Below are 26,408 nucleotides of genomic sequence, written 5' to 3'. Positions count from 1 at the left end.
TACGTCACGTTCGACCTGAAAAAACAAAAAGTCATTGCGTCTTAGGCAAACTTTACCTAACATAGTCAGATTGCATGAACAAAAATGTCAGCATATATTTATTTTTCGGGCTTCTAGCCTGAAAATTGGTGTTTGAATAGCCCGATATATTGATGCATAAATTAAAAACTTCCCCTGCTGTATGCAGGAAGAAGTTACTGAAGTATTTTTTGTGAAATCATCCTTTAGCTAGGCGATGTCCTAGCCTATTACCAAGTAATAAAGGTAAGCTTGCGGCGGTTCTGAAACTCTCAGCCACACGCTCAACATCCTACTATTTCTTATTTTTTTTATCGTTGATAAGGTTACGCTTTATTTATGAAAGCCAGTCAATTTTTGTTTGCCACTCTAAAAGAAACCCCTAGTGATGCTGATATCGCCTCTAGCCAGTTGATGGTGCGCGCCGGTCTTATTCGCAAAATCGCTTCTGGACTATATATTTGGTTGCCCATGGGGCTGCGCATCTTACAAAAAGTCGAACGTATTGTTCGTGAAGAGATGCAAAATGTCGGTGCACAAGAAGTGCTCATGCCAATGACTCAGCCAGCAGAACTCTGGCAAACGACCGGACGTTTTGATGATTACGGTCCTGAGCTGTTGCGCTTTAAAGACCGTCATGATCGCGATTTTGTGCTTGGTCCAACCCATGAAGAAGTCATCACCAATCTTGCCCAAGGCGAACTACGTAGTTATAAACAGCTACCGATTACCTTTTTTCAGATTCAAGGTAAATTTCGTGATGAGATTCGTCCACGTTTTGGCGTGATGCGTGCGCGTGAGTTCACCATGAAAGATGCTTATTCATTTCATGTTGATCAGGCCTCATTGGCTAAAACTTATCATGATATGTATGACGCTTATACGCGTATCTTTACCCGCTTGGGTCTCGATTTCCGTGCAGTACAAGCGGACACAGGCTCTATCGGTGGTTTTGCCTCGCATGAATTCCATGTCTTGGCAGACAGTGGCGAAGATGATATCGCATTCTCAGACTCATCTGACTATGCAGCCAACGTTGAACTAGCAGAATCTGTCAGCACTGCTGAGCGTCAGCCGCCTAAGATGGCACGCGAAGACGTCTTAACCGAAGATATGACCAGCTGTAAAATGGTTGCAGAACACTTAGACATTCCGCTCTCCACCACAGTCAAAACCTTAATCGTCCATGGTCATACCGAAGACGATGAGCCACAGCTGATTGCGATTGTGCTGCGCGGTGATCATCAATTAAACACCATCAAAGCAGAAAAAATCGAAGAAGCAAACGTGCCGTTGACGCTAGCTTCTGATGAAGAACTGAAAGCAGCTGGTCTGCATAAAGGTTATATTGGTGTTGACTTAGATATGCCTGTGTTTGTCGATCGCTCGGCAGCAGCCTTGTCAGACTTTGTCACTGGTGCGAATGAAGTTAACAAGCACACTATTGGTATGAATTGGGCACGAGATACCCGTCTCACCCGCATCGTCGATGTTCGAAATGTGCAAGAGGGCGACCCTTCTCCTGACGGTAAAGGTAGCCTGAAAATCAAACGCGGCATCGAAGTGGGTCATATCTTCCAACTGGGTGATAAGTATTCACAAGCGATGAACTGCAAGGTTTCAGGTGAAGATGGCAAGCCAGTTACCCTAATGATGGGTTGCTACGGTATTGGTGTTAGTCGCATCATCGCCGCTGCAATCGAACAGAACAACGATGAAAACGGTATCATGTGGCCAAAAACGCCGACTGTTTCTGACTCGATTGCGCCTTTTGAAGTCGCTATCATACCGATGAAGTCAAAAGAAGAAACCGTCATGCAAACCGCTACTGCGCTGTATGAAGAGCTAAAGTCTCAAGGTGTCAATGTGTTGCTCGACGATCGTAACGAGCGTCCAGGTGTTAAGTTTGCTGATCTTGAATTGATTGGTATTCCGCATCGTATCGTGGTCTCTGACCGCAATCTTGCTGAAGACAAATACGAGTACGTCAATCGCCGTGAAGCAGAAAAGCAAATGCTTAGCCGTGAAGAAGTCATAGCAAAAGTAAGCGGCAAATAGTCTGATTAGCACAGACTGTGCCATAAAAAGCGCCTATCTCAATTAATGAGATAGGCGCTTTTTTTACTTATAAAAAAATGAAAATTGTTATTTGATATTATATTTTTTAGCAATCGCCTTACTACGTTTCTGACTCTCATTAGCAGTACAGACATTAGCGTAAATCTGGGCGTACACCACAGAATTATTCATTGGACCTTCGTATTCAAAGTCACACTTATCATTACGATCCTTTAACCATATACGCTGCTCTTTATCCAACTGCTCTTTTTGTGTCGTATTCAAAGTACGATAAGCACTCATATAAATTTTATTAAGACGATTTTTTTCGACTATAATCGCATCGTTACCACAATCATAAGCCACTTCCATATAAGCGTCTTCACAGTTATATTGATTTTCGATAAACTCCGCTTGTGCCGATTGCATGAGAGAAACAGACAAAGCAGCTGCCGCTAGCGCCGTCAAAAAACCAGTTGCATCTTTCATCTCGACCTCCCAAGCAAAGCAAAATAACATTTGCCTATATAAGTATATAAACGGATTTGATGAATATTAGCAAGTACTCTTATAGTCTACTGACGAATTAAACGGCTTGGCTTCGGCAATAAGCTTATATCACTCACGCGACAAGGGTTGATATCGATACCGCCTCGGCGCGTATACCACGCACGAACCATCAGCTCGCTTGGCTCATAGTATTGACTCAAATCAGCAAATATTTGTTCCACACACTGTTCATGAAAGCCATTGTGCTGACGGAAACTTAAAATATAACGCAGCATTGCAGCTTCGTCGACTGTCTTATCACTGATAATCGAAACCGCAAGCGTGCCCCAATCGGGCTGATTGGTCACCGGACAGTTACTGCGCAATAGATTTGAATAAAAATTATAAGGCTGAGAGCTTTCTATTTCTAAATTAACATTCGTTTCAGCGTTACTCAGTAGCGAGGCATCGGGATGCTCGCATAATGCGACTTTATCATTACTACCTGCTAAGGCATCATCGATACAAACACCTTCAGGCTGTGCAATTAATAAGCCTGTTGCTTTATCATTCAGGTCATCATTTAGACCAAACAACTCAACGGTTACTTCTGCTTGCACACAGGCCGATAAGTCTTTGGCAATCAATGCTTGCACCTCTACCCAACTGGCAAATTCAGTAAAGTTGATACTGTTTAGATACAGCTTGAGTGATTTTGACTCGACGATAAATGGAGAACTAGCGGGTATACTAAAGCGCGCGATGGCAACCTGTGAAATACCTTGCTGGTTAAGCCAAGACATCTCGAATGCCTGCCACCAATCGACGCCAACCATCAACTTATCGTCTTGCCAGCCAATAGCAGCGCGCCCCATACTGCGGGCAATAGGATACAAGGTTTCTGGACTATACTCAGTTGGATAGTCGGTTGTTTGCTCACCTAAAATACCGTGGATACTCATAAATCACTTACCTTTCATACTTAAATATAATGAAACAGAAACACGTTATTTTACAGCAATGGGCTATTTTATGGGAATCATTTGCCAGTCTGAGGTAGGCTCTGTCTTCACATAATTAAATCGTACTCGATAAGCAATAGTGTCATGCTCATTCATCTTAAAATAAAAATCTACTAATAAGCTATCATTGGTAACCCATTCAAGATTTGCATTATAAGGCATGGGACTATACTTACGACTGTCATAAAACTTGAAGTGTTGCCGAAATTTATCGTAATCTATATTGTTTTTATCATACTGATAGCTACCGTACTTGTCTTTTTTCCAAATGATAACCTCTTCTTCACCTGGAAACTCAACTTTAACCGTGGCTGCATAAGTCATATCTGGTGAAAATGTCAAATGCGATCCTTCAAACTCTTGTATAGAACCGGTGTTTAGATTAATCAATACTGTGTTATTAGTTTCATAGATTTGTCCAGATAGGTAAAGCCAGTTTTTATCCTTATCGTAGCGATTTATGAGATAAACATATCTAAGGCCGTCCCCGTCTTCGTCTTGTACAGGCTTATCGGTCAATATGATAGGCGCTTCATGATTGGGTATCGTAATAGTGGTCTGGTTTAGCTGACGAGAAACATATTTTGATAATTGTAGTTTTTCGATGAGATTTTGATTATAAATCATCGCACTCTGATCCAAGCAATCTCGATGTTTCAGCTCATTTTTACTATTACAAGTCTCACCCAAGTTAGGATAAATAGGGGCGTCTATGACCTCCCAAACATAATCATCCATTGTTGCTTTGGGTAATTTTGCTTGCGCTGACACTGATAGCACTAAAAGTAATGTACTTGCCATACAAATACGGATTAATTTAACGACTGTTTGAGCTACTTGCATATGAGAGTAAGACCTTTTTATCATTGCTTAATTATTAATATCGTTATCAGGTAAAACTCTCTGCCAGGTACCCTCTTTATCATCAGTCGCATAAATATAACGCGATCTAAACGCTACGGTATCTGTTGGATTTACCCGATAAATAAAATCAACATTGATTTTGTTATCAGCTGTCCAATTGATATCTCGTGCTTCGTATACCTCATTCTTTTTATTATCATCATACTGTTGCTCATACAGTTCATTGCTACTAAATACCCTTGTATAACGTCCATCATTACTATCTTTTTGACGCTCCCAAATAATGATGTCTTGAGTCGTACCTTGCCTACCATTAAACCCCACAATATGAGTCATATCGTCTGAAAACATAAGGTCAGTAGCGTAGAGCTCTTGCCAATGTCCTGTATTTAAATCGACGATAATGGTGGACTGTGTCTCATACAAGGTACGTAGTAATTGCAACAGATGATGTGATTTATCATAATCCTGCAATGAATAATGAATTCTATGCTCTTCTTCAAATGGTTCAAGGTAATCCTTAAATACCAATGGCTGCTTATGATGGGGTGTACGGATATAAGGTGTACTGATATAAATAGTATCTTTTTCTCGAATAACATGGTCACTCAAGCCCCACTTTTGACTTGTAAGTTGTCATTGTGCTCCAACAAGTTAAAAATACAGTTTTTATAATCTGTCAAAGTTTGATAGTCAGTGTAACCTTATCGACAACTACCTTTCTGCTGCCACAGGCGTAGCAACTTTTATCCAAAAATCATCGTTGGTCGATGGCGTTAACGCTGAAGGCAAGGCTGAAGATGCTGCTTGGGCATTTAAGGGTGCTATTGTGATCAAGACAAATAGCCCTGCGATGATCAACGTTATCCTTACATTAAAAGAGATAGAAATCACTAGACGCTACCTTTGCGCATTTGCCACGCACCTGTTTTGTCATCGCGTACAAAGGTATATCGTATTCGAAAAGCCGCTGAATCTGCTTCATTTAACTTATAAAAAGAATCCACATAGAGCTTGTCACCATTAAACTCAGTATCATCTACCCAAGTAAAGGTTTCGCTATCATAAACCTGCTGCGCTTTATCTGCTTGATAAAAATTTTTATGACTGTCGTAGTTTTTTGAATCTTCACTACTGCTATAGACTTGTTTATAGTAGCCCTCATAGTAACCACTATCTTGTCGCTCCAAAATGTTGACATGTTCCGTCGCCCCCATCTCACTTTCAAAACCGACTATGTATCTCATATCAGGAGAGACACTTAGCTTTCTGAGACTAAAATCTTGCCAAAATCCAGTAGCCAAATTAACTACTGTCAATCTCTCTCCTTCATAAAAGCTTTGATGTATTGTCAGTAATTTCCGTGATTTATCGTAGTCTTGTAGAGAATAATAAGGATTAAAATCCTCCTCATAAGGACTGGAATAATCAACAAATACTAGTGGGTTTTTACGATTAGCGACTTTAATATAAATTGCATTTCGCTCTCTAACTACTTTATCGCTGATACCCCATTGCTTACTAAATGCATTATCTGCATCTTCCCTCAAGTTATACAGGCAGTTTTGTAAAGCATCATAAGTTTCATAGTTGTAGTCATTATGGCAATTATACTTATACGATGCAGGGTCTAAAGGCGTCTTCATGACGACCCAATCATAATCATCCATTGTCGCAAATGGGGCTGCGATGGCAATGCTTGTAATTGTACTCAATAACGTGGCTGTAAAAGCCTTACTCATACTTCTTACAGAAATTTTAAGCATAAAAAAGAGCCCAACAATATTAGGCTCTTATGATAAGGTTATCAGTCTATTGATTACAAGCTATCTATGACAAATGATGGCTATCATATTTACAATCGCACACGCGAACCATCACTGAGCAGACGATACGAGATGATATAAAACACCACGCAGAATACAAAAATCGCTGCCATTGAATACCAGACATTGACATCAGAATACCCTAAAATCCCGTAGCGAAACGAGTTTACCATATAGACAATGGGATTGAGTAAGGAGACGGTTTGCCAAAATGTTGATAACCCTTCCATTGAGTAAAACACCCCACCCAAAAAAGTCAAAGGGGTTAATACAAAGCTCGGAATAATAGAAATATCATCAAATGAGCGGGCAAAGACGGCGTTAATAAAGCCGCCAAGCGAAAAGAGTATCGAAGTGCCAAGCACAGTAAATACCGTCACAAATAAATGCTCAATGCCAAGATCTGTAAAAAACAGCGCGACGATGGAGACGATAATAGCAATGGCCAAGCCGCGGAAGATACCACCGCTGACATAACCCATCAAGATAGCGTGCTTAGAGACAGGAGAAACCAACAGCTCCTCAATACTCGAAGTAAACTTGGCACTAAAAAAGCTGGAGACCACATTAGAGTAACTATTGGTAATCACCGCCATCATAATAAGACCAGGAACGATGAATTGCATATAAGGCACACCGCCCATCTCGCCCACTCTGTCGCCTATCATCCTACCGAAGATAACGAAGTATAGCGTCATAGTAATCACGGGTGGCAATAAAGTCTGTGGCCAAATACGTAAAATACGGCGCACTTCTTTTAGCAAAATCGTCTGAAAAGCAATCCATTTTTTGGACCATGACATGCTGTCATTAGGGTCTACTACTATTTTCTGATTCATAGTCCTGACTCCTTCATACTGTCTCCATTCTGGATATTTTTGTCGACAAGGCGCATAAACAATTCTTCTAACCGATTGGATTTATTGCGCATACTAGCAATCGTAATACCTTGCTCAGACAATTGCGCAAATACGCCATTCAATGACTCACCTTCTGTTAAGGTCACTTCAAGCGTAAAATCGTCTGGCTGCGTCACTTCGGTGACACCTGTTAATTGTAACGGATGCTCAAGCGGAGTAGAGATATCGAAGACAAAAGTCTCAACCGATAACTGTGCAAGCAAATCCTTCATATCCGTATTAATTCGAATCTCACCATGGTCTAAAATAGCGATACGCTTACAAAGCTGCTCTGCCTCTTCAAGATAATGAGTGGTCAGAATAATCGTGGTGTTCTCTTCGATATTAATCTGCTGCATGAATTCCCACATAGAACGGCGCAGCTCAATATCTACCCCTGCGGTTGGTTCATCGAGAATCAATAGCTTAGGCTTGTGGATCAACGCTCGGGCAATCATCAAACGACGTTTCATACCACCTGACAGCTCGCGTGACATACTGTCGCGCTTGTCCCATAAACCAAGGGCGGTCAATAACCTCTCGGCCCGAGGTTTTGCTTCTTTGGCAGAAATACCAAAATAGCCTGCTTGTGTAATCAGAATATCTTCGACTTTTTCGAACATATTAAAGTTAAACTCTTGCGGTACTACGCCAAGATATTGCTTAGCAACCGAAGGGTTCTCTAACAAGTCATTGCCAAAAATATGCACACTGCCTGTTGTGGGCTTAAAAAGTGAGCTGATGATGCCAATCATTGTTGATTTACCCGCCCCATTGGGACCAAGTAACGCAAAGAATCCACCTTGTGGTACTGTTAGATCTACTCCCTTCAATGCCGAAAAGCCATTGTCATAAGTCTTGGATAAATTTTTTATCGTAAGCGCTGGTGCCTCAGACATGCAAACCTCTTTATTTGTTATAAATTTATGTAAAAATTGACTATTAAAATACTAGGGCGTGGCATCATTTAGATCGTGCGGCTTAAAATGAGAAGTACTGCTGCTAAGTAAGAAGGAAATCGCCGTAGATATGAATATATTGACAAGATTTCTAACAGTGTTTAACAGGCTTTAGTTATTTTAAGACCAGCAAATGTGTAAATACGCTAATTGATGACAGGCCCTAATATTTGGCAGAGACAATCTAATGTCTTAAGGTGAGGCTATTAGCAACGAATTTCAACTGTGTTCTATTAGAAGCACCATATTAATAATACTCATCATTAAAAAAGCGCCTACCTCATTAAATGAAATAAGCGCTTAGTCAATGCGTATCTTAAAAGCTTAGTAAGCTATTCATCACGGTCAGTAATGGCTGAGCAATAATTAGCTGGCTTCACCAACCATATAATCTACCGCATTTTGAACTTCTTCATCAGGGATATCCGCACCACCTTTAGCAGGCATCGCGTTGAAGCCATTGATCGCATGGGTGTATAGAGTATCTTTACCTTTTGCTATACGTGGTCCCCAAGCCCCTGCATCCCCTAACATAGGTGAACCAAGCAAACCTGAAGCATGACAAGTCTGACACACGGCATTGTATACTGCTTTGCCATCGCGAGGGCCATCACCTGCCGAAGGACCTGATGAGCGTGCCGTTACATCACAAACCTCATCATCTTCGAAACATACTGTAGCGACAGGCTGAATACGAGCAATCAAGTTAGGATACAAAGCAATGAGCTTTTGTACTTGCGGCGTATCTTGTGGAATGGGTTCTTCATCCGCCGCAGGCGCTGCTGCTGCCACTTCTTCCGTTGCCGCAGCGTCATCTGTAATACCGTCTGCTTGCCCGCTCGCATCGACCGCAGCAGTGTCATCTGTAGTATCGGCGGCAGCTTGGGTATCATCACCTAACTGTTGTGGCGCGTTTTCGACCACATCTTGCGCTTCTGCTACATCAGAGACAGTTACAGGTGTGCCTGCAACATCTTCCGCTTGGCTCACCGCGATACTAGCAATTCCTAGAATGGCAGCTGCCGATAACATCACTACTTTTCTCATTCGTCACGTTCTCTTATTACAGATACAAGGGCTCGCATGATTTGGACATTCTGTTTATCCTCCTTCGACGACAAACATTTCGTCATCAATAGCAAACAGCCATCCCGTCAGCGCGCGCACTTGTAATCGGTGATTATAAATATGAATTTTCCCTGACATTATAAGGGAAAAGACGGGCAAATTGCCATGCTTGTTTACTGACTATCCTGTTTTTTCTTAAAAAACGTCAATAGCGGGCTTCGCTCATTGGCTTTCTGGCTTTTATTTGTTAGACTAGGCGGTCTTTATTTTTCGACAGACTGCCCTGCCAATCATACTCAATTAAACGCAGTATTGAGTATGATTGGCAGTCAACTCGTATTATGCGCTCGTAGCTCAGTTGGATAGAGTATCGGTCTCCGAAGCCGAGGGTCGTGGGTTCGATTCCCGCCGAGCGCACCACTATTTATAGCTTAAGTTTTATTCATGGTTCGCCTCAAATATCATATTGTTTGAGGTTTTTTTGTGTCTGAATTTTAGATCAAGCCTTTTATTTATAAGGGCTGGCTATTTTATACATATAAAAACATAAGAGACAGTCCACTCTTTAATAACGAATGAGCTATGAGTTTGTGTGCATGCCTTCCACCTGTCAATCGATTTGCCAACAGTTAAACTATAGGTAGCTTATTTCCCTTATCTTGATCAGTGTAGATAACAACGCGACTAACAACCTTTGATGACTGCTCCTCTACCGTATGGTAGCCTAGCTTATCTAGTATACCCACGTCTCTTGCATAACCACTTATCTGTCTAATATCATCAATGATATAGCTTAAATTCCTTTTTTGTTGATAAAGAGACTATATTTTATTAAATAACGTCGCCGATCTGCTTGATACAACACGTGGCACATTGAATAGTCATACTAAACTGAAGAAGTAGCGGTTAGTTCTTGCCGCTATACCTGATTAGAAACAGAGCTATCTCACTAAGCTTAGAGTAACAAGCTAGACAAACTCAATCCTCGAATTGGAACACAAGCGGTCTAATGCGAGGACTTATTTAGGATTGGATAGCGATATATCTACTTCTAGGAGTCATTAAAGAGATGATTTATGAGAGAGGCACAAAGGGATGTAGTCCCAACCGTATTAAAACTTAATAGCTCTGCCTAACCACGCTACCAACTCACGGGCTGGAGCCTCACTCAAGCACTGTGGACAATCAAGATAAGTCATTATGCAGTCATTTAAATCAGTCAACATATGCAGTAATAATCCTAAACCAATTACCTTATAGGGCTTTGGTAAAAACAACATGCCCGCATATACTGCCATCGCATAATAAGTATGTAGCAGATGGAAATTAATACTACAACGATTGGGCGAAAAGATAGGTGTCGCTAGCAGATGATCTAAATCAACTAGCATGGTTGCTAATAGGATCAAATAAACTCGCTTACAGTCACTACGAAAAAACATATAGGCGATGATCAACGGCATGCCAAAATGTAGAAAATAATGGATAACGGTTTGACTCATCGCTTTTTCCGAACTAAGAGGGTGTTTTAAAAAGTGTTCTAAGAGTATCATACACGATCTGAGGTATACCTTCACACCTGAAAGACAAGCGCGAATCCACCACCTGGTGTACGGAAGTTAGTCACCTGACCTTGATAAACACGCGCAGCAGGCAACATACTAATCTGCCGTTGGGAGACGCCAGTAAGCGGCGTTTCGGTCTAGTAATAACGAACGAGTAAACATAGAACTGCATTTATTGCTATGGCTATTTTTGGAGGAATGATGACTCTTGTAAGCCAATCCCGCCGAGCAGCAACATCAGCTGTGCTTGCCCTAATGATATGGTGCGTAAGTTTCTTTCTCCATTTTTTTTGGGAGATGGCACAGGTACCGTTCTTCTCCGGTATGGCCGAAGCGAGACACTGGGACGTGGTTTGGCTTTGTACGCGTGCGACCGTCGGTGATGCCAATATTGCTTTTGGCGCCTACGTGCTTGCGGCGTTATTTATAAAAGATTGGCTCTGGATTGCAAAGCCGTGGCGTCTGTCGACTTTATCGATATACCTTGCCGTTGGCCTGACCATAACAATACTCTTTGAATACTGGGCAACTGGCGCTGGCCAAAGGTGGAATTATAGTGGGCTGATGCCTGATGTTCCGTTACTAAGCATAGGTGCGTTGCCGCTCGTTCAGTGGGTAGTCATTCCGATACTGTTAATCTACACTGTCAAATGGATGTTCCTAGGTTGGCAGATATCCAAGTAATAGAGGTTAGCATTAAAGGCAGTTGGTGCTATTTAGTTCACTACACCATTACACTTGGAAAACAGGCGCAAATCCACCCCCTGGTGTACGGAAATTGGTCGTCTGACCTTGATAGATACGCCCAGCAGTTAATAACAGCTGTCCTGCATAGGTATAGAGACGTATATCTACCTTTTTGGTCGTCACAACATCATCGATTTTTATTGATCGCTCTCCTGCAGGAACAAAGGTCTGTGCGATATAATCCTCATCCAGAATGTTCTCAAAAACGCGTCGAGTCAGCTTGCTACCGCGATAGACCCCTTTGCTTCCATGACCAGCAACTGGCTTAAAAAACAGCTGTCGCCGAGTACGCCACAACTCTGCTGCCTCGTCTTTTGATACAAGCTTAGTCTTTGGTACAGACTTTTCAAGGTACCTCGCTGCAGCCTCATCTAGACCCCAAGCGCGCAATGTCTGCGGATCGGATAGTAAGGCTAAGTTGCGCTTATTAGCAAATATAGCATGAACATGAGGATTAGGCGTTACTACTACCGCACCCTCTAGATAGGCACTTTTAAGCACGGCGTGGTTAGGGTTTTCAAATGCAAAGTCGACCAACCGATTATAGATCATATCAATGGGCTTACCACGCGCTGTCAGCTTGCCATCAACATAGTTAAGTTCAGAGGGACCAAGTATAACGGTATCAATGCCCTTAGCTTGAAGTAGTCGGCAAGCCAGCTGAAACTCTAAATACATGAACTGGCTTTTGGGATCATTATCGATAATAGCTATGTGATTAGGCATGGCAGTAGCCGATTGTCGCTGCCATTCCTGTTTGAACATGTCAAACACTGCTTCCTCGAACCTATCTAGCATTTGATTGGTTGCAGCGCTTTGCTCTGAGGGGTTGCAACAGCGTTTTTGTGCGCGAGCGAGCAACACATTCAGAAATGCGCCACCGGCATTAGTATTGACCTCGATGAGCTGAGGTCCATCGCTACCCAAGTGAAAGTCATAACCCATGAGGGCCCCTATTGGGCCTGGGTCGAAAGCAGCTATTTCTGGTGCCCACGACAGCACTTGCTCTTGATACAATGGCAGTTCGGCAGCTGACTCGATAGCCCTGACGATTCGCTCCATCGCCTCTATCTCTGTTTTGGGAACGAACACGGGTGTTGCTGAAAAAAGCTTATTAAGCTCGTTCGCTCCTATTGGATTGTTTCTAGTTTCTACCAATTGATCTTGAAGGCTTGTATTAAGCGCTTTACGATCAAGGGTAATGCAGTAGCACTCTTGGTTAAGTCGATTTGCAAGACCGTCATTTTTCTCGTTGTTGCTGGTTAGGTGTTCCATTTAGAGTCCGTCGCTAAGTAGAGTACTCACGCTGACATACTCTAGTAAAAAGTAAAAAAGGTACTTGGCGTGTTTAAGTAGTGCTAGCTACTTTCTAATGTTTCATTCCCTGAGACTAAATCATTATTTCGTTCATTTTTAATTAATATCTTTGCTAAGAGTAAACCCAGCTCAAACAATAGCCACATAGGAATCGCCAACAACAGCATTGATACACCATCAGGCGGTGTCACTACCGCGGCGATCCCAAAACAGCCAACTATGATATAACGACGCTTATCTTCTAAACTTTGAGTAGAAACGATTCCGGCCATTATCAGCAATAAGGTAACCACTGGAATCTCAAAAGTCAGTCCAAACACCATAAATAGCTTGAGGGCAAAGCTCAGATAACTGTCAATATCGGTCATTGGTATAACGTTCTGCGGAGCGAACATAATAAAAAATTTCAATACCCCTTTGAGTACGACAAAGTAGGAAAAAGCAACACCAGCATAAAATAGAAATATCGAAGATAGCAGTACAGGAATGGCAATTTTCTTCTCTTTTTTATATAAGCCGGAAGCTACAAATGACCAAATTTGATACAGGATATAAGGCATTGCTAAAAATGCGGCGACGAATATCGTTAAGCGAATGGGTGCCATAAAGTTTGACGTTATATCAGTGGCAATCATGGTCGAATTGATGGGTAACTGCGCCACTAATGGGTCTGATAAAAGATTATAAAGCTCGCGTGAAAATCCCACCAATACTAAGAATATAATTAAGACGACCACGCATATTCTTATTAAGTGCGTACGCAGCTCGATTAAATGTCCGGTAATAGGCATATCGCCAAGCGTACCTAACGTATCTCCAGACTCACTATTCTGTGTTGTATCTGTTGGCGCCTCAAACTCTATATCTGTTATTTTTTCTTGTCGACTTTTTTGCCGTTTAAATAGGCTCACTGATCCGCCTCCTGTTTAATGAACGAGGAGGTAGTATTCTGTTGATGGTCTTTATCATAAGGGGTGATTGACTGATGTGAAGCGTCTAGGCTTTGGTTCTGTGACTGCTCAAACTTTTGCATACTGCCACGCATTTCTGCTAATTCGCGCTTCATATCCGACTCGGTCTGACGGATTTTCGCAAGTTCATTTTGCATTTGTTGACGTGTTTCAGCTAGATCAAGCTCAGCTTCTATTTCAGATTGTAGAGTGGATACTGTACGGCGCAGTTTGGCATACCATTGCCCAGCGGTACGTGCGGCTTGCGGCAGTTTTTCTGGGCCCAATACGATTAAAGCAATGACGCCAAACAAGAGTAATTCGGAAAACCCAATATCAAACATAACAGTCACATATATTAATAGACTACTTAGTGCCGCTATTTATAAGCGGCGCGCTTCATACTTTAGGCTGGTCATCAGTGGAAATAGGGCTGATTTCCATATCATCAGCCTGATTACCTACACGCGTATTTAAATCATTACTTGCAGCTGGCGTACTATTTTCATGGCTAAGCACATGATTTTTGCGAGCATTCTCGGGTTCTTCATCTTTGACCGCTTCTTTAAAACCTTTCACCGCACCGCCTAAATCTTTACCTGCATTTTTAAGCTTGGCAGTACCAAATACGACCACCACTACGACCAATAAAATCAGCCAATGTGTAATAGAAAAGCTGCCCATAACGGTATCCTTATATTTTGTGATCTTGTTTAGACCAGTATGTGTCAGTGTGCTTTAGAACACTTTTTACCGTACCAGAATTATAGTTTCAAACGGCGCAATCGCAGCGCGTTAGCAATCACCGAGAATGACGACAAGCTCATCGCTGCCGCTGCTATCATCGGACTGAGCAGAAGCCCAAATATGGGATAGAGCACACCTGCGGCAATAGGAACACCAAGTGCATTGTAGATAAAGGCAAAAAACAGATTCTGTCTGATATTGCGCATGGTGGCGCGGCTAAGCTTATAAGCTTTGGCAATGCCCATTAAATCACCTTTTAGCAGGGTAATGCCCGCACTCTCCATCGCCACATCGGTACCGGTTCCCATAGCGATACCAACATTAGCTTGCGCTAGCGCTGGTGCGTCGTTGATACCATCACCCGCCATAGCGACCAATTTACCGCTGTCTTGCATTTCTTTGACGATACGGTTTTTATCCTCTGGTGAGACATCCGCATGAACTTCATCAATACCTAGTTTATTGGCGACTGCCTGCGCGGTTTTTTCGTTGTCACCGGTTAGCATCACAACTTTTAAACCTGCGTCATGAAGCAGTGAAATAGCCTCTTTAGTGCTTGGTTTAATAGGGTCAGCAACTGAAATAATACCAGCAGCTTTACCGTCTATAGCCACAAACATTACCGTTTCACCGTCTTTTCTACGGACATCAGCTTTAGTGGACAGCTCATTATCAAAACTATTTAGGCTTTCCATAAGCTTAGAGTTACCAATAGCGACTTTCTTACCATCGACCACGGCTTGTACGCCTTCGCCAGTAGTCGAATTAAAGTCAGTAGCTTTAGGAATAATGAGTGATCTTTCTTGAGCTGCTCTAACGATAGCTTCTGCTAAAGGATGCTCGCTAGCGCTTTCTACTGAGGCTACCAATGCGAGGAACTCGTCTTCATCTTGACCTACCTGCGCATCAATTGCGGTAAGCCCGGGCTTACCAGCGGTCAGTGTTCCGGTCTTGTCGACGACAATGGTATCGACTTTTTCCATACTCTCTAACGCTTCAGCATTTTTGATGAGGACGCCGTTTTGCGCGCCTTTGCCGGTACCAACCATAATGGACATCGGCGTCGCTAGACCAAGGGCGCAAGGACAAGCAATAATCAGTACCGCAATCGCGTTAACCAAAGCATAGGCCATAGCGGGCTCAGGGCCGAATATCGCCCAGACAATAAAGGTTATGATAGAGCTGACAATAACAATAGGTACGAACCAACCCGCCACTTGATCTACCAAGCGCTGGATAGGCGCGCGGCTACGCTGGGCTTCAGCAACCATTTGTACAATTTTAGATAATACTGAATCTGCTCCAACATTGACCGCTTCGACTAATAGCGTTCCGGTGCCATTTACCGTACCACCAGTCACTGTATCTCCTGCTACTTTTGATACAGGGATTGGCTCACCCGTCACCATTGATTCATCAACATTACTATTACCATCGATCACTGTACCATCTACGGGTAGTTTCTCACCTGGTTTAACCCGTAGCTTATCGCCAGTGACGACCTCATCAAGCGAGACTTCGACTTCTTCACCGTTTTCATCGACACGTCTTGCGGTTGGTGGTGCGAGCTCAAGCAAAGCTCTAATCGCACCTGAAGTTTGACTTCTAGCTTTGAGCTCTAATACTTGACCCAGTAGCACCAAGGTCACAATGACCGCTGCCGCTTCATAGTAGACTCCGACTTGACCAGAGGCATCTCTGAAACTGTCTGGGAAAATATCGGGAAAAAAGGTCGCGACAATACTAAAAATATAAGCAGCGCCTACGCCTATCGCAATCAAGGTAAACATATTTAGATTGCGGCTTTTTATAGACTGCCAGCCACGGACGAAAAACGGGGCGGCGCCCCAAAGCACTACAGGGGTCGCGAGCACTAACTCAGCCCATTGTAAGATCTTTGAAGAGATACCATACTGACTAAAGTCAACTCCAAACATACCGCTCATCACATATATTAATAGCGGTACAGTCAACACGGTACATATCCAAAAACGACGAGTCATGTCGTCAAGCTCTGAGGTGTCCTCTTCACCGATAGTAAGCGTTTCGGGCTCAAGCGCCATACCACATATCGGACAACCGCTATTTCTAACGTCTCTCACTTCAGGATGCATAGGACAGGTATATACCGTGCCATCGTAATCAGCAGGTACTTTATCGTATTTACCGCCTTTAACAGATTTTACTCCGCTACTATCAGTATCCTTTCCATGACAGCTAGCGTGACTATCATCTTTAGCAACTTCGTCTTCAGGTTTAAGAAACATGCCACATATTGGGCAGTCACTTTTTTCAACATCTCTTACTTCTGGATGCATAGGACAAATATAAATCGTGCCGTTATAATTTTCTGGTATCTTGTCGTACTTATTGCCTTCGACAGACTTTAACTCAGTACTATTATTAGCATCCGCTTTATGACAATGCGCATGACTGCCCTCATTACTGTTGGATTCAGCAACCTCGTCTTCAGGTTTGAGAAACATGCCGCATATCGGACAATCGCTCTTCTCAGTATCTCTAACCTCAGGATGCATCGGGCAGATATAAACCGTACCACTATAGTTTTCTGGCACTTTATCGTACTGACCACCTTTGATAGATTTTTCATCGGCAATATGTTTCATAAAATCACTCCTTGAAGACAATAAATATTGATAATAAGTACAACTCTTAAAGCACTATCATCAATCCTCGATTGCTATTCATCTAATCATTAATCTAAAAACCTCTAAAAAATAATTTCTATACTTTTCAATTGGAATTTAGTTTTTATCACGCAAATACTTGAGCAGTGCCATGATTGTTAGTACTAGTACTGCGAAAAATAGTAGGGTGAATAACAAACAGATAAGCATCATAACCCAGCCCATGCCATACATCATTGAGCCGTTCATCATGCCATGCATTGACCCATTCATTATGATTTCTCCTCAGTCTAAACTGTGATCACTCCAACTCTTCAATTAATTTTTACTCGAACCGAAGAGGTTTACTGACTGTTAATATATCAATATCTTTAGCGCACTTTGGCGAACCAACGATATAGTGGCACGAACAAGATGGCGAAATACCAACCGTAAAGATATGATTCTACAAGTCCAATTAGAAAACCTGTCCATGTTAACCACTCAAAGCCAGGTAGTAGAGGTGCCCAAGCTTCGTGCATCGCTATCTGTTCGGGTGCGAGTAAACCAAACCCTATGCATAATAGATAACTAATAAGTAGAAACAACGATACACTGTTGCCAACAGGGGCAATCCTTAAAGTACTTGTTGTTAAGTTTGATTTGACCATCTTAGTAATCCTCACTATTGTATGATGTGGTTCAAGCTCAAGATAACCAATCGTATCTAACCATGCTAACTCTAAGGATTTGTATGAATTAAAGCTTTATCCTGTATTGATATTACTTTTTAACTCGTGCGGCGGCGGCAAGTTGACGCCATTGACCCCATTGAGGAATAAACATTGGCACTTGCTGTTTGTAAGCAAGGTAGTCTTTACCAAACTCTTCAAACATATGCCGTTCCTCACGTCGAGCTAACCATGTGTATACAAGCACAATCACTGGAAACAGACCGATTGAAAACAGAGTTGGCCAATGCACCACACCCTCACCGAACAGTGCAATAAACAACCCGGTGTACTGAGGATGACGTACGTAGGCATAGAGTCCATCAGTTACTAAACGATTTTCCCCTCGTGCTTTGTGGACTTGGCGCCAACCTTGAGCAAAAAGACCGACTCCTAAAAATGCAATAGCATAGCCGAGTAGCATTGAGATCATCATGCCTGTCTCACCTAAACCAACAAGGGTCGACCATAAGCTAGCGCTGACATATTGGCTGTCCAAACCAAAAAACCGTACTAATAAATATATAGTGAGCGGAAAGCCATACATTTCTGCGTAAAGTGCAATAATGAAAGCCTGAACTACACCAGCACCCGCCCATTCACGCCAGTTCTTTGGTGCGAAATAACGGTAAAAGAACCAAGAAATCAGAACAATAACAATTAGTGCGAGACCCCAAGTTCCAGCGTGATTAAATGACTCATTCATAGCTTACTTTCCCTGTTGTCTTTATGAATATCGTATTGCATGAAATCAATTCTTGAAGATAGTAAGCAGACACTTAAATCTATGCAATTTTTAACCAAACAATTTTCTGTAAACTCTTTGATGTTACTGTCAATGATGGTCTGCAAGCGTATCTTTTTCGATAGCTTTTTTCCTCGCTGAAGATTTCAGGTAAACCTGCTCAGCCACAGCAATCACTACAATAGTGACGACTGCTACGCCAAGTACGAATGGATCTGAGTTTAGTTTAATCCAGACAAAACCGCCGAGAACCAACAGGTCAAGAAGTATGGCCACTATAGGCACCCACATCACCGCCTTTATATCCTGACGAAGGTATCGCAAAACACCCCAATGAATGGCGATATCCATAATTAGATAGAAAACAATGCCAAGCGCTGCAATTCGTGATAAGTCAAATAACGTCGTAAAAGCTAAACCCAACACCACAGTATAGACCAACGTATGTTTTTGAACGCTTCCCGGCATTCCCAAATGACGATGAGGCACCAGCTTCATCTCAGTCAACATAGCAAGCATACGAGAGACTGCGAAGATGCTAGCAAGGAGGCCGCCAGCGGTAGCTACCATTGCGATTGCAACTGTGAACCATAGACCATAGTCGCCAAGTGCTGGGCGTGCGGCGGCAGCCAAGGAGTAATCTTTAGTTTCGATGATTTCGGCAAGAGATAGATTACTAGACACCGCGAAACCGACTAGAGTGTAAATAACTACGCATATTGCGATTGATATTACAATGGCACGGCCGACGTTGCGATGAGGATTTTTTACTTCCGAGCCACTGTTGGTAATCGTGGTAAAGCCTTTAAATGCCAGTATGCCTAGCGCCGTTGCGCCAAGAAAGTCACCAATAGTATTAGTGTCATCTAATGTAGAAGAATCAACTGCAAAGCTATCAGCTAGCCAGATACCAACCAACCCGAATATAAGAATACCGACAATTTTTATAATACCGATAACCGATGCAACCCCCTGAATCCAACGATTACCAAGTAAATTGATAAAGAACGCAGCAAGAATAAGCGCGGCGCCAAGGATGGATACCATGCGACCGCTGTCATCGCCACCGAATAACTGCATAGTGTATGACCCGAACGTCCGGGCCAAAAAGCTCTGCGCTATAACCATGGAGAAATACATCAGCAGGGCATTAAATCCAGTCGGTAAACGATCTCCGTATGCCTGATGCAGGTACATTGCAACACCGCCAGCCGACGGGTAAGCGTTAGAGATTTTGATATAAGAATAGGCACTAAAAGAAACAACGATTGCGGCGGCTAGAAAAGCAAGTGGGAAAAGCGAACCCGTCATCTGAGCCATCTGACCGGTCAGAGCGAAAATACCAGCACCGATCATGACACCGGTACCTAGCATAACTGTTCCTGATAATGTCAAACTATCCTTCTGATAGCGAGTCGTTCTATCTTGCTTCATACTTATTCGACCTTAATTTATTTCTTCGTAGAACTTCAGTTTTACAGGTTATTTTTGAAGTAAGGAGTAGGTATAGTTAGAATTAAAAGACGCGATATAGTAAATAGTTTTTAAAGAAGAGCTTACTTATTGGTATCATAATATATTATTCCAACTCATCAATAAGTGCTTGCATCTCACCGATTTCACGCTTTTGTGCTTCGATAATGTCATCAGCAAGCTGACGTACACGTGGATCTTCGATATCAGCACGCGAACTGGTCAAAATAGCAATCGAGTGATGCGGTATCATCGCCTGCATCCAATCCACTTGATCGACCGTTTGTTGTGATCTAACGCCCCATAAACCAAAGGCAAATAGCACGACACTAATCCCATAAACCATCAAGTTTATCTTGGTTTTTTTATACATATTAGTCATAAAGGCGAGCATGATAATTGCCATTACCGCGCCCATATACAGCGCCATATAAGCTCTGGTTTCGCTAAAATAAACGTGATCCCATTGATAAGTATTAAAATACATCATGATAAACATCACGACTGTCGATGTTAAAATCATGATTGTGAACTTTACATAAGGGTTCATTTGCTTCTGTTTATTATCCATATGGTTATTCATATTCTTGTCCTTAATTTAGTAAAAAGGCACCTAAATAAAGAGGTGCCTTTTTTTAGAGCTAGTGTTATAAACTGTTGTTACTTACATGGTTAACACTAGAACCAAAACATCACACCAGCAGTCAGACTATTAGAATCAACGGCTACGTTTTCTTGGCGGCGTAAGTCTCGTGCATCCCCTAAGGCTGATGCATAACTAAAACCAACGTAGGGTGATAATTGACGACTTAGGGTTTCATAAGCTAACCGAACTTCAGTTTCAAGCTCATTAAAACCTTTAGTAATACCGTTGTCAGTATCATCTTTACTGAAAGCAGTCAACTGCACTTCTGGTCTGACCACCCAACGCTGATCTAAGCGCCACTCGTACGCTGTCCCAAGATCAAGCTGGACTTGACCATCAGTATATAGATAAGCTCTTGCGTCAGTCTCAACGAAGTACGGCGCCGTACCAACAATGCCTGCCATGATTGCGGACTTATCGTTTTCAGTATTATAAGCAATACCCGCTTCTCCATTCCAGAAGATACCGAGCGGCTTCCAATAAGCGAGTGAGGTTAAGCTATCGATCTCTTTATCATCGTTAGTTTGAGCACTACCTTCACTGCGTAGAGTGACACGATTACTATCAGTACCGTACCACGTATCAAACTCAAAATCGATTTGGTCATTCTCAAACTGATAGCCCAAAGTTTCTACTGACACACCCCATAACGGTAAGCTATCCATCATCACAGGCTTACCAAAGCGACCATAGGGAACGCCGTTTGAATAGTCAGGACTGCGAGCATCAGCTGGAGCTTTACCACCTTGCGTACCTGACATATCCATACTGCCATGGTCCATGCCTGACATATCCATTTTGCTATGGTCCATGCCTGACATATCCATGCCACTGTGATCCATATCTGACATGTCACCTGACATATCCATACCACTATGATCCATATCCGACATATCGCCTGACATATCCATGCCACTATGGTCCATATCTGACATATCGCCTGACATATCCATGCCACTATGGTCCATATCTGACATATTGCCCGACATATCCATGCTGCTGTGATCCATATCTGACATATCCATACCAGACATATCCATACCAGACATGTCCATACTGCCATGATCCATGTTCGACATGTCCATACTACTATGGTCCATATCTGACATAGTCATGTCTTTTTTAACCGTGGACGGGTCAGCAGCATTAGCAAATGATGATGCTAATAATACCAATGATGATACCCCGGCGAACCGTAAACCTACTTTATGTATTTTCATCTCATCTCTCACCTATCAACCAAAGATTTGCTTAAACAACGGCAACTTCTCTAAACATCCCTGCTTCCATGTGATAGAGCAAGTGGCAATGCCATGCCCATCTGCCAGCTTCTCCGGTGACATCAAAGCTTATCTTTTGTGCAGGCTGTACCATTATCGTATGCTTACGTACTTGAAACTCACCTGAAGGCATCCGCAGATCGCTCCACATACCATGCAAATGCATGGGATGATTCATCATGGTGTCATTGACTAAGGTAATACGTACGCGCTCACCCGGCTTAATATTGACCGGTGCGGCATCTTTGAACATAACCCCGTCTAGAGCCCAAATATAGCGCTCCATGTTTCCCGTCAGATGTATTTCAATCTCTCTGGTGGGTTTGCGCTGCTCTGCCATTATCTCATCGCCGACAGAGCGCAACTGACTATAATTCAAAACCTTTCTATCAATGTTACGTAGATTAATACCAGGGTCATCAAGGTTCATACGCGGACTATCAACGCGCATATCGGACTTAAAGTCATATTCTGTTTTGGCATGTTTAGCGTTATAGCCATTCGATCCCATGGCGCCCATCATGTCGGCCATCGTCAGCCATTCGATTTTGTCCATAGCAGGTATCGCAGGACGAGCACCTTTTTTGGTAGCAAGCGTTGTCGCAACATAGCCTGACCGATCTATGTTTTGAGCAAATATGGTATGCGCGTCTTTAGTGGGCGTCACGATGACATCATAAGTCTCGGCCACCCCAATACGGAAATCATCGATATCGACGGGACTGACATCAATCCCATCCGTCGCGACGACTTTCATTTTTAGGCCGGGGATGCGTACATCAAATATCGTCTGCGCTGAACCATTAATAAAACGTAGTTTGACAGGCTGTCCAGCCTTGACAAGTTGCGTCCAGTTAGCCGCTGTGGTTTTACCATTCATAAGATAAGTAAACGTGGTCTCACCAGATAAATCAGTAAAGTCTGTCGGCATCATCCGCATCTGATTCCACGTTTTGCGCTTATCAAAAGCCGCCTCAAGATCCGTAGCGGCAATATCGGACAATAGCTTTTTAAAGTCTGGCAGATGATAATTATCAAAGTCAGCACGCTGCTTAAGTAGTTTTAGCAGATTATGCGGATCGCGATGCGTCCAATCACTAAGCAGGATAACGTGATCTTCCTCGATAGGATAGCGTTCGCGCCCTTTAGGTTCAATCACAATAGCCCCGCGCATACCGGTCTGCTCTTGGAAGCCAGTATGCGAGTGATACCAATAAGTGCCTGACTGTATCAGTTTAAATTTGTACGTGAAGGTGCTATTTGCTGGTATACCATCAAAACTAATGCCGGGCACGCCATCCATCTCAAACGGTACTAGTAGACCATGCCAATGAATAGAGGTCGACTCATTCATTTGGTTATGGACGCGTATCACTACCGTATCGCCCTCGCGCATTTTTAGCGTTGGCGCTGGTAATGAGTCATTAATGAGCGTCGCCGTGCTTGACTTGCCATCAACAATGATGGGTTTTTTGCTGACATAAAGATCAAACTCTTTGCCTGTCAGTATAGGTACAATGTGATCGGCTCTATCACTATTGACTACGACATTTTGGCTTTTAGTTAAAGCACTATTAGCCATCGTCGGTAGTGTGGATAGCATCGACGCGCCAAGTAGCGTAGATGACCCTGTCAAAAAACGCCTGCGGTTAAATCTGTTTTTATTCATAATATTGACCTAAGTTAATCCATGAAATGAGAGTTGAACTTATATATCTGATAACTTATTAATAGAACTACAGCTGCTGCGCTGGCGACTCAATAGCCGCATACACTTGAGTGCTGCCATCCTTGTTCAATTGCATGACTTTATAGGGCATAAATTTATCTTGATATTCCATGCCCGGACTACCAACTGGCATACTCGGTACCGCAAGACCGATGGAATCAGTTGGCGGATTGGCTAGAAACTGTGCCATGTATTTGGCAGGGACATGCCCTTCAAAGACAAAACCGTCGGTGGTAACGGTGGTATGACAAGAGCGCATTTGCTGTGGTACGCCATAACGCTCTTTAAATAAAGATAAATCTGTAACGTCTTGCGCAGTTGCGCTTAGACCATGACCTTCGGCATAGCCTACCCATTCTTTACAGCAGCCGCAGTTGGCATCTTTATAAACCGTGGCTGAGACGTTTTTGAGTAATGATGACGAGCTGTTAACGGGAGCATTTGTAGGAGCAGAACTTTCATTTTGTACTTGTGCATTCTGGGTAGCAGACTGTTCAACCTTTACTGGTTGAGAATCAGAGCCACTGGTATTAGATTGGCTGCAAGCGGCTAGCGTTAACGAGAGTGACGATGTCACCACCAATAAAAGGACACGACCGGATAACCAGCTATGTCCATTAGAAAGCACATGTGTGTAATGTCTCATTAAATTACTCCTAAACGTCTATTATTATGCTCGATATTCTAAAAACTTACACCCTATATTTGAATTCTTATGTACTTAACTAAAAACATTAAATGCAGCACTGTTCAGTACTACATTGGTGATAGCGACAACCGTGAGTTAGGAGGCTTTCATATCTAGAAAGTATTAATGCTGCATTCCAGATCCATCATCCGACATATTCATATCACCGTCAAATGACATGTCCATCATATCGCCATCTATCCTAGTGGTTAGCATCGTGTACTGAGCTTCATCTAATTCAGGTAACGATCTGATAAAAGCGACCATTGCCCACATTCTAGCGTCATCATGGGACGCGCCCCACGTAGGCATTCCAGATGCCATAATACCGTGCTTGATTGCCCAAAAGCCTTGCTTTGCACCGTCTTCTGTTTGATAACGTTTGACAATATCAGCCTTGGTAAAGTTGGGCGGCTTTGGATATAAGCCCTCACTAAAGTCAGTTTGTGCCACTCCCGGAGACAAGTGACAGCCTGCACACATATCCTTATAGTCCGCGCCCCCAGAAATGATATCGACCTTCTCTAAGTCTGGTACCACAATATCTTTACTGGCATTTGCTATGGAACGATTGCGAGCGGTTTCCAAAAAGCTAAACATCATTGGGCTATGCTCTTGGTCAGCTCCCACATTGACAACACCACTAGTAACAACCGCAAACACGCCAACGATTGCCACAAATACGGTAAAGAGCGCACCCAATAAAAATTTCATATGTTTTCCTAAAACTTTATTTTCGTTAAGTGTTGACTGCTATTTAGCAGAGCTAAAATTTTTAAGATTTACTGTCGTTAGTAACACAGTTTTTTTGGTACATTTGCTTCATTTTACCCATGTTAGCCATCATTGCTTTCATAGCAGGATCTTTCATATCCATCTTGCTATGATCCATTTTTTGCATCATTTGCATATTCTTTTGCATTTTTTCACAGTTCATTTGATCTTTTTTAGCATGCAATTTTGGATCATGCGCCATAGCTGAGGTCGATACGACAAGAGCGATGACCGTCATTGCGATTGATTTAGACAGTAATTTAAATTGTGACATGATTAATTCCTATTATTTGGATTAAAGGTTATTGAGTTCAATAGCTGTTAAACCAGCCTAAATGATACATCATTTATTCTGACTGGCAGATGACGTTAAGATTACAATTCTGTCATTCTCACCGCTTTAGATTTTAATTCTTAATAGAATCCTTTAGTATGACTTGAGGGCTTCTATCGCGATCGCGACCATATTTGTTCACGAAATCCTTTTCAGACTGCAAGTGCTGATCTTGATGCTGAACTTCACAAGCAACTCTAGCATCGATATAGCTTTTCATTTCAGCATCCGATACATTTGCATTATTGTGATCTAGGTTTTTAGCAAACTTGGTAACGTTATCGCAGCTATCGATAATTGAAGTGCTTAGATTGGTCGTATGCGCATTAGCCGCTGTTACACCGATAAGCATCGATGCTGATAGTAGTACCGCTTTTTTGAGTGAACTATAATTTTTCATGTGAAGTCCTTTTAAAGATGAGTAGATGAGTAATAGAATGTCTAATTAAAATAACCGCTGAATTTATAGAATCTATCTGTATTATAGAAGAGCTTCTATGTAGCGTTGATTTATAATACTAAATGGTGACTGACAGCTTGATGACTGAGACATGACATGTTTGTCATAAACAATACAACTTTGTCATCTTTCTTCTCTTAATATTAGGCGTCAGAATATACTTTTATCCAAAGCAATCGTTTATGACAAAGGGCTTGATAGACTTTATTGATAACTATAATGACATTAGGTGGAAAAACTATGAAAGTGCTATTGATAGAAGATGAGAAAAAACTTGGAGAGTATATAAAGAAAGGGCTAACGGAAGCGGGGTTTATTGTTGACCATCACCTAACAGGTTTAGATGGCTATCACGCATTGATGACGGAAGAGTTTAGCGTGATACTGATGGA

Annotated in this window: 28 protein-coding genes and 1 tRNA gene; 3 read left to right on the top strand and 26 right to left on the bottom strand. The window is 42.4% G+C overall.

The annotated features are described in order from the left end of the window. The first annotated feature begins 357 nt into the window (after positions 1 to 357). On the top strand, positions 358 to 2,076 hold the full coding sequence (locus IE130_RS11835; RefSeq protein ID WP_010196605.1) for a proline--tRNA ligase: 1,719 nt from the start codon (positions 358 to 360) through the stop codon (positions 2,074 to 2,076). Between the two features lie 87 nt (positions 2,077 to 2,163). On the opposite strand, the gene IE130_RS11830 is transcribed toward IE130_RS11835, so the two are convergent. The 9 genes from IE130_RS11830 to IE130_RS11795 all read right to left on the bottom strand — a co-directional run bounded on the left by IE130_RS11830 (position 2,164) and on the right by IE130_RS11795 (position 9,182). After that, complete coding sequence (locus tag IE130_RS11830) at positions 2,164 to 2,565, bottom strand: lysozyme inhibitor LprI family protein (RefSeq protein WP_189586219.1); 402 nt, start codon at positions 2,563 to 2,565, stop codon at positions 2,164 to 2,166. 86 nt (positions 2,566 to 2,651) lie between these two features. Then, the gene (queF, locus tag IE130_RS11825) at positions 2,652 to 3,527 is read right to left on the bottom strand and encodes an NADPH-dependent 7-cyano-7-deazaguanine reductase QueF (protein ID WP_189586216.1); all 876 of its coding nucleotides are present in this window, start codon (positions 3,525 to 3,527) and stop codon (positions 2,652 to 2,654) included. A 63-nt stretch (positions 3,528 to 3,590) separates the two neighbouring features. After that, positions 3,591 to 4,430, bottom strand: coding sequence for a hypothetical protein (locus tag IE130_RS11820; RefSeq protein ID WP_189586213.1), 840 nt, complete (start codon positions 4,428 to 4,430; stop codon positions 3,591 to 3,593). Positions 4,431 to 4,457: 27 nt separating this feature from the next. Further along, positions 4,458 to 5,063, bottom strand: a complete 606-nt coding sequence (locus IE130_RS11815) for a hypothetical protein (protein ID WP_189586210.1) — start codon at positions 5,061 to 5,063, stop codon at positions 4,458 to 4,460. A gap of 102 nt (positions 5,064 to 5,165) precedes the next feature. Beyond that, entirely contained in the window at positions 5,166 to 5,288 is a 123-nt protein-coding gene (locus tag IE130_RS14340) for a hypothetical protein (protein ID WP_264997272.1), read from the bottom strand. A 56-nt stretch (positions 5,289 to 5,344) separates the two neighbouring features. After that, the gene (locus IE130_RS11810) at positions 5,345 to 6,217 is read right to left on the bottom strand and encodes a hypothetical protein (RefSeq protein ID WP_189586207.1); all 873 of its coding nucleotides are present in this window, start codon (positions 6,215 to 6,217) and stop codon (positions 5,345 to 5,347) included. An 89-nt stretch (positions 6,218 to 6,306) separates the two neighbouring features. Further along, positions 6,307 to 7,080, bottom strand: a complete 774-nt coding sequence (locus tag IE130_RS11805) for an ABC transporter permease (RefSeq protein WP_189586377.1) — start codon at positions 7,078 to 7,080, stop codon at positions 6,307 to 6,309. Between the two features lie 32 nt (positions 7,081 to 7,112). Continuing rightward, the gene (locus IE130_RS11800) at positions 7,113 to 8,075 is read right to left on the bottom strand and encodes an ABC transporter ATP-binding protein (protein WP_189586204.1); all 963 of its coding nucleotides are present in this window, start codon (positions 8,073 to 8,075) and stop codon (positions 7,113 to 7,115) included. A 426-nt stretch (positions 8,076 to 8,501) separates the two neighbouring features. After that, a complete protein-coding gene (locus IE130_RS11795) occupies positions 8,502 to 9,182 on the bottom strand; it encodes a c-type cytochrome (protein ID WP_189586201.1) in 681 nt (226 codons plus the stop codon). Between the two features lie 364 nt (positions 9,183 to 9,546). Between IE130_RS11795 and IE130_RS11790 the strand changes: the two genes are divergently transcribed. Beyond that, positions 9,547 to 9,623: transfer RNA gene (locus tag IE130_RS11790), tRNA-Arg, on the top strand. Between the two features lie 692 nt (positions 9,624 to 10,315). On the opposite strand, the gene IE130_RS11785 is transcribed toward IE130_RS11790, so the two are convergent. After that, positions 10,316 to 10,705, bottom strand: a complete 390-nt coding sequence (locus IE130_RS11785) for a DUF6122 family protein (protein WP_189586198.1) — start codon at positions 10,703 to 10,705, stop codon at positions 10,316 to 10,318. A gap of 387 nt (positions 10,706 to 11,092) precedes the next feature. On the opposite strand from IE130_RS11785, the gene IE130_RS11780 reads away from it, so the two are divergent. Further along, positions 11,093 to 11,452 (top strand): hypothetical protein, encoded by a 360-nt coding sequence (locus IE130_RS11780; protein ID WP_227676212.1) that lies wholly within the window; start codon positions 11,093 to 11,095, stop codon positions 11,450 to 11,452. Between the two features lie 48 nt (positions 11,453 to 11,500). On the opposite strand, the gene IE130_RS11775 is transcribed toward IE130_RS11780, so the two are convergent. The 16 genes from IE130_RS11775 to IE130_RS11705 form a co-directional block, all read right to left on the bottom strand. Further along, a complete protein-coding gene (locus tag IE130_RS11775; RefSeq protein WP_189586191.1) occupies positions 11,501 to 12,790 on the bottom strand; it encodes an ATP-grasp domain-containing protein in 1,290 nt (429 codons plus the stop codon). An 83-nt stretch (positions 12,791 to 12,873) separates the two neighbouring features. Continuing rightward, entirely contained in the window at positions 12,874 to 13,743 is an 870-nt protein-coding gene (tatC, locus tag IE130_RS11770) for a twin-arginine translocase subunit TatC (protein WP_068037325.1), read from the bottom strand. Beyond that, positions 13,740 to 14,126, bottom strand: a complete 387-nt coding sequence (tatB, locus tag IE130_RS11765; RefSeq protein WP_036599454.1) for a Sec-independent protein translocase protein TatB — start codon at positions 14,124 to 14,126, stop codon at positions 13,740 to 13,742. Before tatB ends, tatC begins: the two co-directional genes overlap by 4 nt. Positions 14,127 to 14,181: 55 nt before the next feature. Continuing rightward, positions 14,182 to 14,466 carry a Sec-independent protein translocase subunit TatA gene (gene tatA, locus IE130_RS11760; protein WP_011959992.1) on the bottom strand — a complete coding sequence of 95 codons (285 nt, stop codon included), beginning with the start codon at positions 14,464 to 14,466 and terminating at the stop codon, positions 14,182 to 14,184. A gap of 80 nt (positions 14,467 to 14,546) precedes the next feature. Beyond that, positions 14,547 to 17,156 carry a copper-transporting P-type ATPase gene (locus IE130_RS11755; protein ID WP_189586189.1) on the bottom strand — a complete coding sequence of 870 codons (2,610 nt, stop codon included), beginning with the start codon at positions 17,154 to 17,156 and terminating at the stop codon, positions 14,547 to 14,549. A gap of 138 nt (positions 17,157 to 17,294) precedes the next feature. After that, positions 17,295 to 17,450, bottom strand: a complete 156-nt coding sequence (locus IE130_RS11750; protein WP_156770962.1) for a hypothetical protein — start codon at positions 17,448 to 17,450, stop codon at positions 17,295 to 17,297. Between the two features lie 98 nt (positions 17,451 to 17,548). Next, positions 17,549 to 17,827: a DUF5676 family membrane protein gene (locus IE130_RS14365; RefSeq protein WP_025645689.1), complete on the bottom strand. Its 279-nt coding sequence runs from the start codon at positions 17,825 to 17,827 to the stop codon at positions 17,549 to 17,551. Between the two features lie 112 nt (positions 17,828 to 17,939). Next, on the bottom strand, positions 17,940 to 18,593 hold the full coding sequence (locus IE130_RS11745; RefSeq protein WP_068037334.1) for a methyltransferase family protein: 654 nt from the start codon (positions 18,591 to 18,593) through the stop codon (positions 17,940 to 17,942). A gap of 129 nt (positions 18,594 to 18,722) precedes the next feature. Next, entirely contained in the window at positions 18,723 to 20,066 is a 1,344-nt protein-coding gene (locus IE130_RS11740) for an APC family permease (RefSeq protein ID WP_240991030.1), read from the bottom strand. A gap of 145 nt (positions 20,067 to 20,211) precedes the next feature. Continuing rightward, positions 20,212 to 20,688, bottom strand: a complete 477-nt coding sequence (locus IE130_RS11735; RefSeq protein WP_201574525.1) for a DUF305 domain-containing protein — start codon at positions 20,686 to 20,688, stop codon at positions 20,212 to 20,214. Positions 20,689 to 20,783: 95 nt separating this feature from the next. Then, positions 20,784 to 21,971, bottom strand: coding sequence for a copper resistance protein B (locus IE130_RS11730; protein ID WP_189586186.1), 1,188 nt, complete (start codon positions 21,969 to 21,971; stop codon positions 20,784 to 20,786). A gap of 31 nt (positions 21,972 to 22,002) precedes the next feature. Beyond that, entirely contained in the window at positions 22,003 to 23,700 is a 1,698-nt protein-coding gene (locus IE130_RS11725; RefSeq protein WP_189586183.1) for a copper resistance system multicopper oxidase, read from the bottom strand. Positions 23,701 to 23,767: 67 nt separating this feature from the next. Then, complete coding sequence (locus IE130_RS11720; protein WP_189586180.1) at positions 23,768 to 24,406, bottom strand: DUF411 domain-containing protein; 639 nt, start codon at positions 24,404 to 24,406, stop codon at positions 23,768 to 23,770. Between the two features lie 165 nt (positions 24,407 to 24,571). Then, positions 24,572 to 25,162, bottom strand: coding sequence for a c-type cytochrome (locus tag IE130_RS11715; protein ID WP_102078921.1), 591 nt, complete (start codon positions 25,160 to 25,162; stop codon positions 24,572 to 24,574). Positions 25,163 to 25,223: 61 nt separating this feature from the next. Further along, positions 25,224 to 25,496 (bottom strand): hypothetical protein, encoded by a 273-nt coding sequence (locus tag IE130_RS11710; protein WP_101205939.1) that lies wholly within the window; start codon positions 25,494 to 25,496, stop codon positions 25,224 to 25,226. 133 nt (positions 25,497 to 25,629) lie between these two features. Next, positions 25,630 to 25,956 carry a hypothetical protein gene (locus IE130_RS11705; RefSeq protein WP_025653165.1) on the bottom strand — a complete coding sequence of 109 codons (327 nt, stop codon included), beginning with the start codon at positions 25,954 to 25,956 and terminating at the stop codon, positions 25,630 to 25,632. Positions 25,957 to 26,408 lie beyond the last annotated feature (452 nt).

Source organism: Psychrobacter glaciei, from assembly GCF_014652895.1.
Lineage (GTDB): Bacteria > Pseudomonadota > Gammaproteobacteria > Pseudomonadales > Moraxellaceae > Psychrobacter > Psychrobacter glaciei.
The sequence above is the reverse complement of the archived record's forward strand: the minus strand, read 5'-3'. Positions and strand labels throughout refer to the sequence as shown.

What these genes read in the sequence shown, in the direction of transcription:
- IE130_RS11730 (WP_189586186.1), bottom strand. Translation starts at nt 21,971, where the DNA reads ATGAAAATACATAAAGTAGGTTTACGGTTCGCCGGGGTATCATCATTG.
- IE130_RS11745 (WP_068037334.1), bottom strand. Translation starts at nt 18,593, where the DNA reads ATGAATGAGTCATTTAATCACGCTGGAACTTGGGGTCTCGCACTAATT.
- IE130_RS11820 (WP_189586213.1), bottom strand. Translation starts at nt 4,430, where the DNA reads ATGCAAGTAGCTCAAACAGTCGTTAAATTAATCCGTATTTGTATGGCA.
- queF (WP_189586216.1), bottom strand. Translation starts at nt 3,527, where the DNA reads ATGAGTATCCACGGTATTTTAGGTGAGCAAACAACCGACTATCCAACT.
- IE130_RS11710 (WP_101205939.1), bottom strand. Translation starts at nt 25,496, where the DNA reads ATGTCACAATTTAAATTACTGTCTAAATCAATCGCAATGACGGTCATC.
- IE130_RS11740 (WP_240991030.1), bottom strand. Translation starts at nt 20,066, where the DNA reads ATGAAGCAAGATAGAACGACTCGCTATCAGAAGGATAGTTTGACATTA.
- IE130_RS11785 (WP_189586198.1), bottom strand. Translation starts at nt 10,705, where the DNA reads ATGAGTCAAACCGTTATCCATTATTTTCTACATTTTGGCATGCCGTTG.
- IE130_RS11830 (WP_189586219.1), bottom strand. Translation starts at nt 2,565, where the DNA reads ATGAAAGATGCAACTGGTTTTTTGACGGCGCTAGCGGCAGCTGCTTTG.
- IE130_RS11795 (WP_189586201.1), bottom strand. Translation starts at nt 9,182, where the DNA reads ATGAGAAAAGTAGTGATGTTATCGGCAGCTGCCATTCTAGGAATTGCT.
- IE130_RS11835 (WP_010196605.1), top strand. Translation starts at nt 358, where the DNA reads ATGAAAGCCAGTCAATTTTTGTTTGCCACTCTAAAAGAAACCCCTAGT.
- IE130_RS11805 (WP_189586377.1), bottom strand. Translation starts at nt 7,080, where the DNA reads ATGTCATGGTCCAAAAAATGGATTGCTTTTCAGACGATTTTGCTAAAA.
- IE130_RS11720 (WP_189586180.1), bottom strand. Translation starts at nt 24,406, where the DNA reads ATGAGACATTACACACATGTGCTTTCTAATGGACATAGCTGGTTATCC.
- IE130_RS11755 (WP_189586189.1), bottom strand. Translation starts at nt 17,156, where the DNA reads ATGAAACATATTGCCGATGAAAAATCTATCAAAGGTGGTCAGTACGAT.
- tatA (WP_011959992.1), bottom strand. Translation starts at nt 14,466, where the DNA reads ATGGGCAGCTTTTCTATTACACATTGGCTGATTTTATTGGTCGTAGTG.
- IE130_RS11725 (WP_189586183.1), bottom strand. Translation starts at nt 23,700, where the DNA reads ATGAATAAAAACAGATTTAACCGCAGGCGTTTTTTGACAGGGTCATCT.
- IE130_RS11735 (WP_201574525.1), bottom strand. Translation starts at nt 20,688, where the DNA reads ATGAATAACCATATGGATAATAAACAGAAGCAAATGAACCCTTATGTA.
- tatB (WP_036599454.1), bottom strand. Translation starts at nt 14,126, where the DNA reads ATGTTTGATATTGGGTTTTCCGAATTACTCTTGTTTGGCGTCATTGCT.
- IE130_RS14365 (WP_025645689.1), bottom strand. Translation starts at nt 17,827, where the DNA reads ATGGTCAAATCAAACTTAACAACAAGTACTTTAAGGATTGCCCCTGTT.
- IE130_RS11715 (WP_102078921.1), bottom strand. Translation starts at nt 25,162, where the DNA reads ATGAAATTTTTATTGGGTGCGCTCTTTACCGTATTTGTGGCAATCGTT.
- IE130_RS11750 (WP_156770962.1), bottom strand. Translation starts at nt 17,450, where the DNA reads ATGAATGGGTCAATGCATGGCATGATGAACGGCTCAATGATGTATGGC.
- IE130_RS11705 (WP_025653165.1), bottom strand. Translation starts at nt 25,956, where the DNA reads ATGAAAAATTATAGTTCACTCAAAAAAGCGGTACTACTATCAGCATCG.
- IE130_RS11810 (WP_189586207.1), bottom strand. Translation starts at nt 6,217, where the DNA reads ATGCTTAAAATTTCTGTAAGAAGTATGAGTAAGGCTTTTACAGCCACG.
- IE130_RS11800 (WP_189586204.1), bottom strand. Translation starts at nt 8,075, where the DNA reads ATGTCTGAGGCACCAGCGCTTACGATAAAAAATTTATCCAAGACTTAT.
- IE130_RS11780 (WP_227676212.1), top strand. Translation starts at nt 11,093, where the DNA reads ATGGCCGAAGCGAGACACTGGGACGTGGTTTGGCTTTGTACGCGTGCG.
- IE130_RS11775 (WP_189586191.1), bottom strand. Translation starts at nt 12,790, where the DNA reads ATGGAACACCTAACCAGCAACAACGAGAAAAATGACGGTCTTGCAAAT.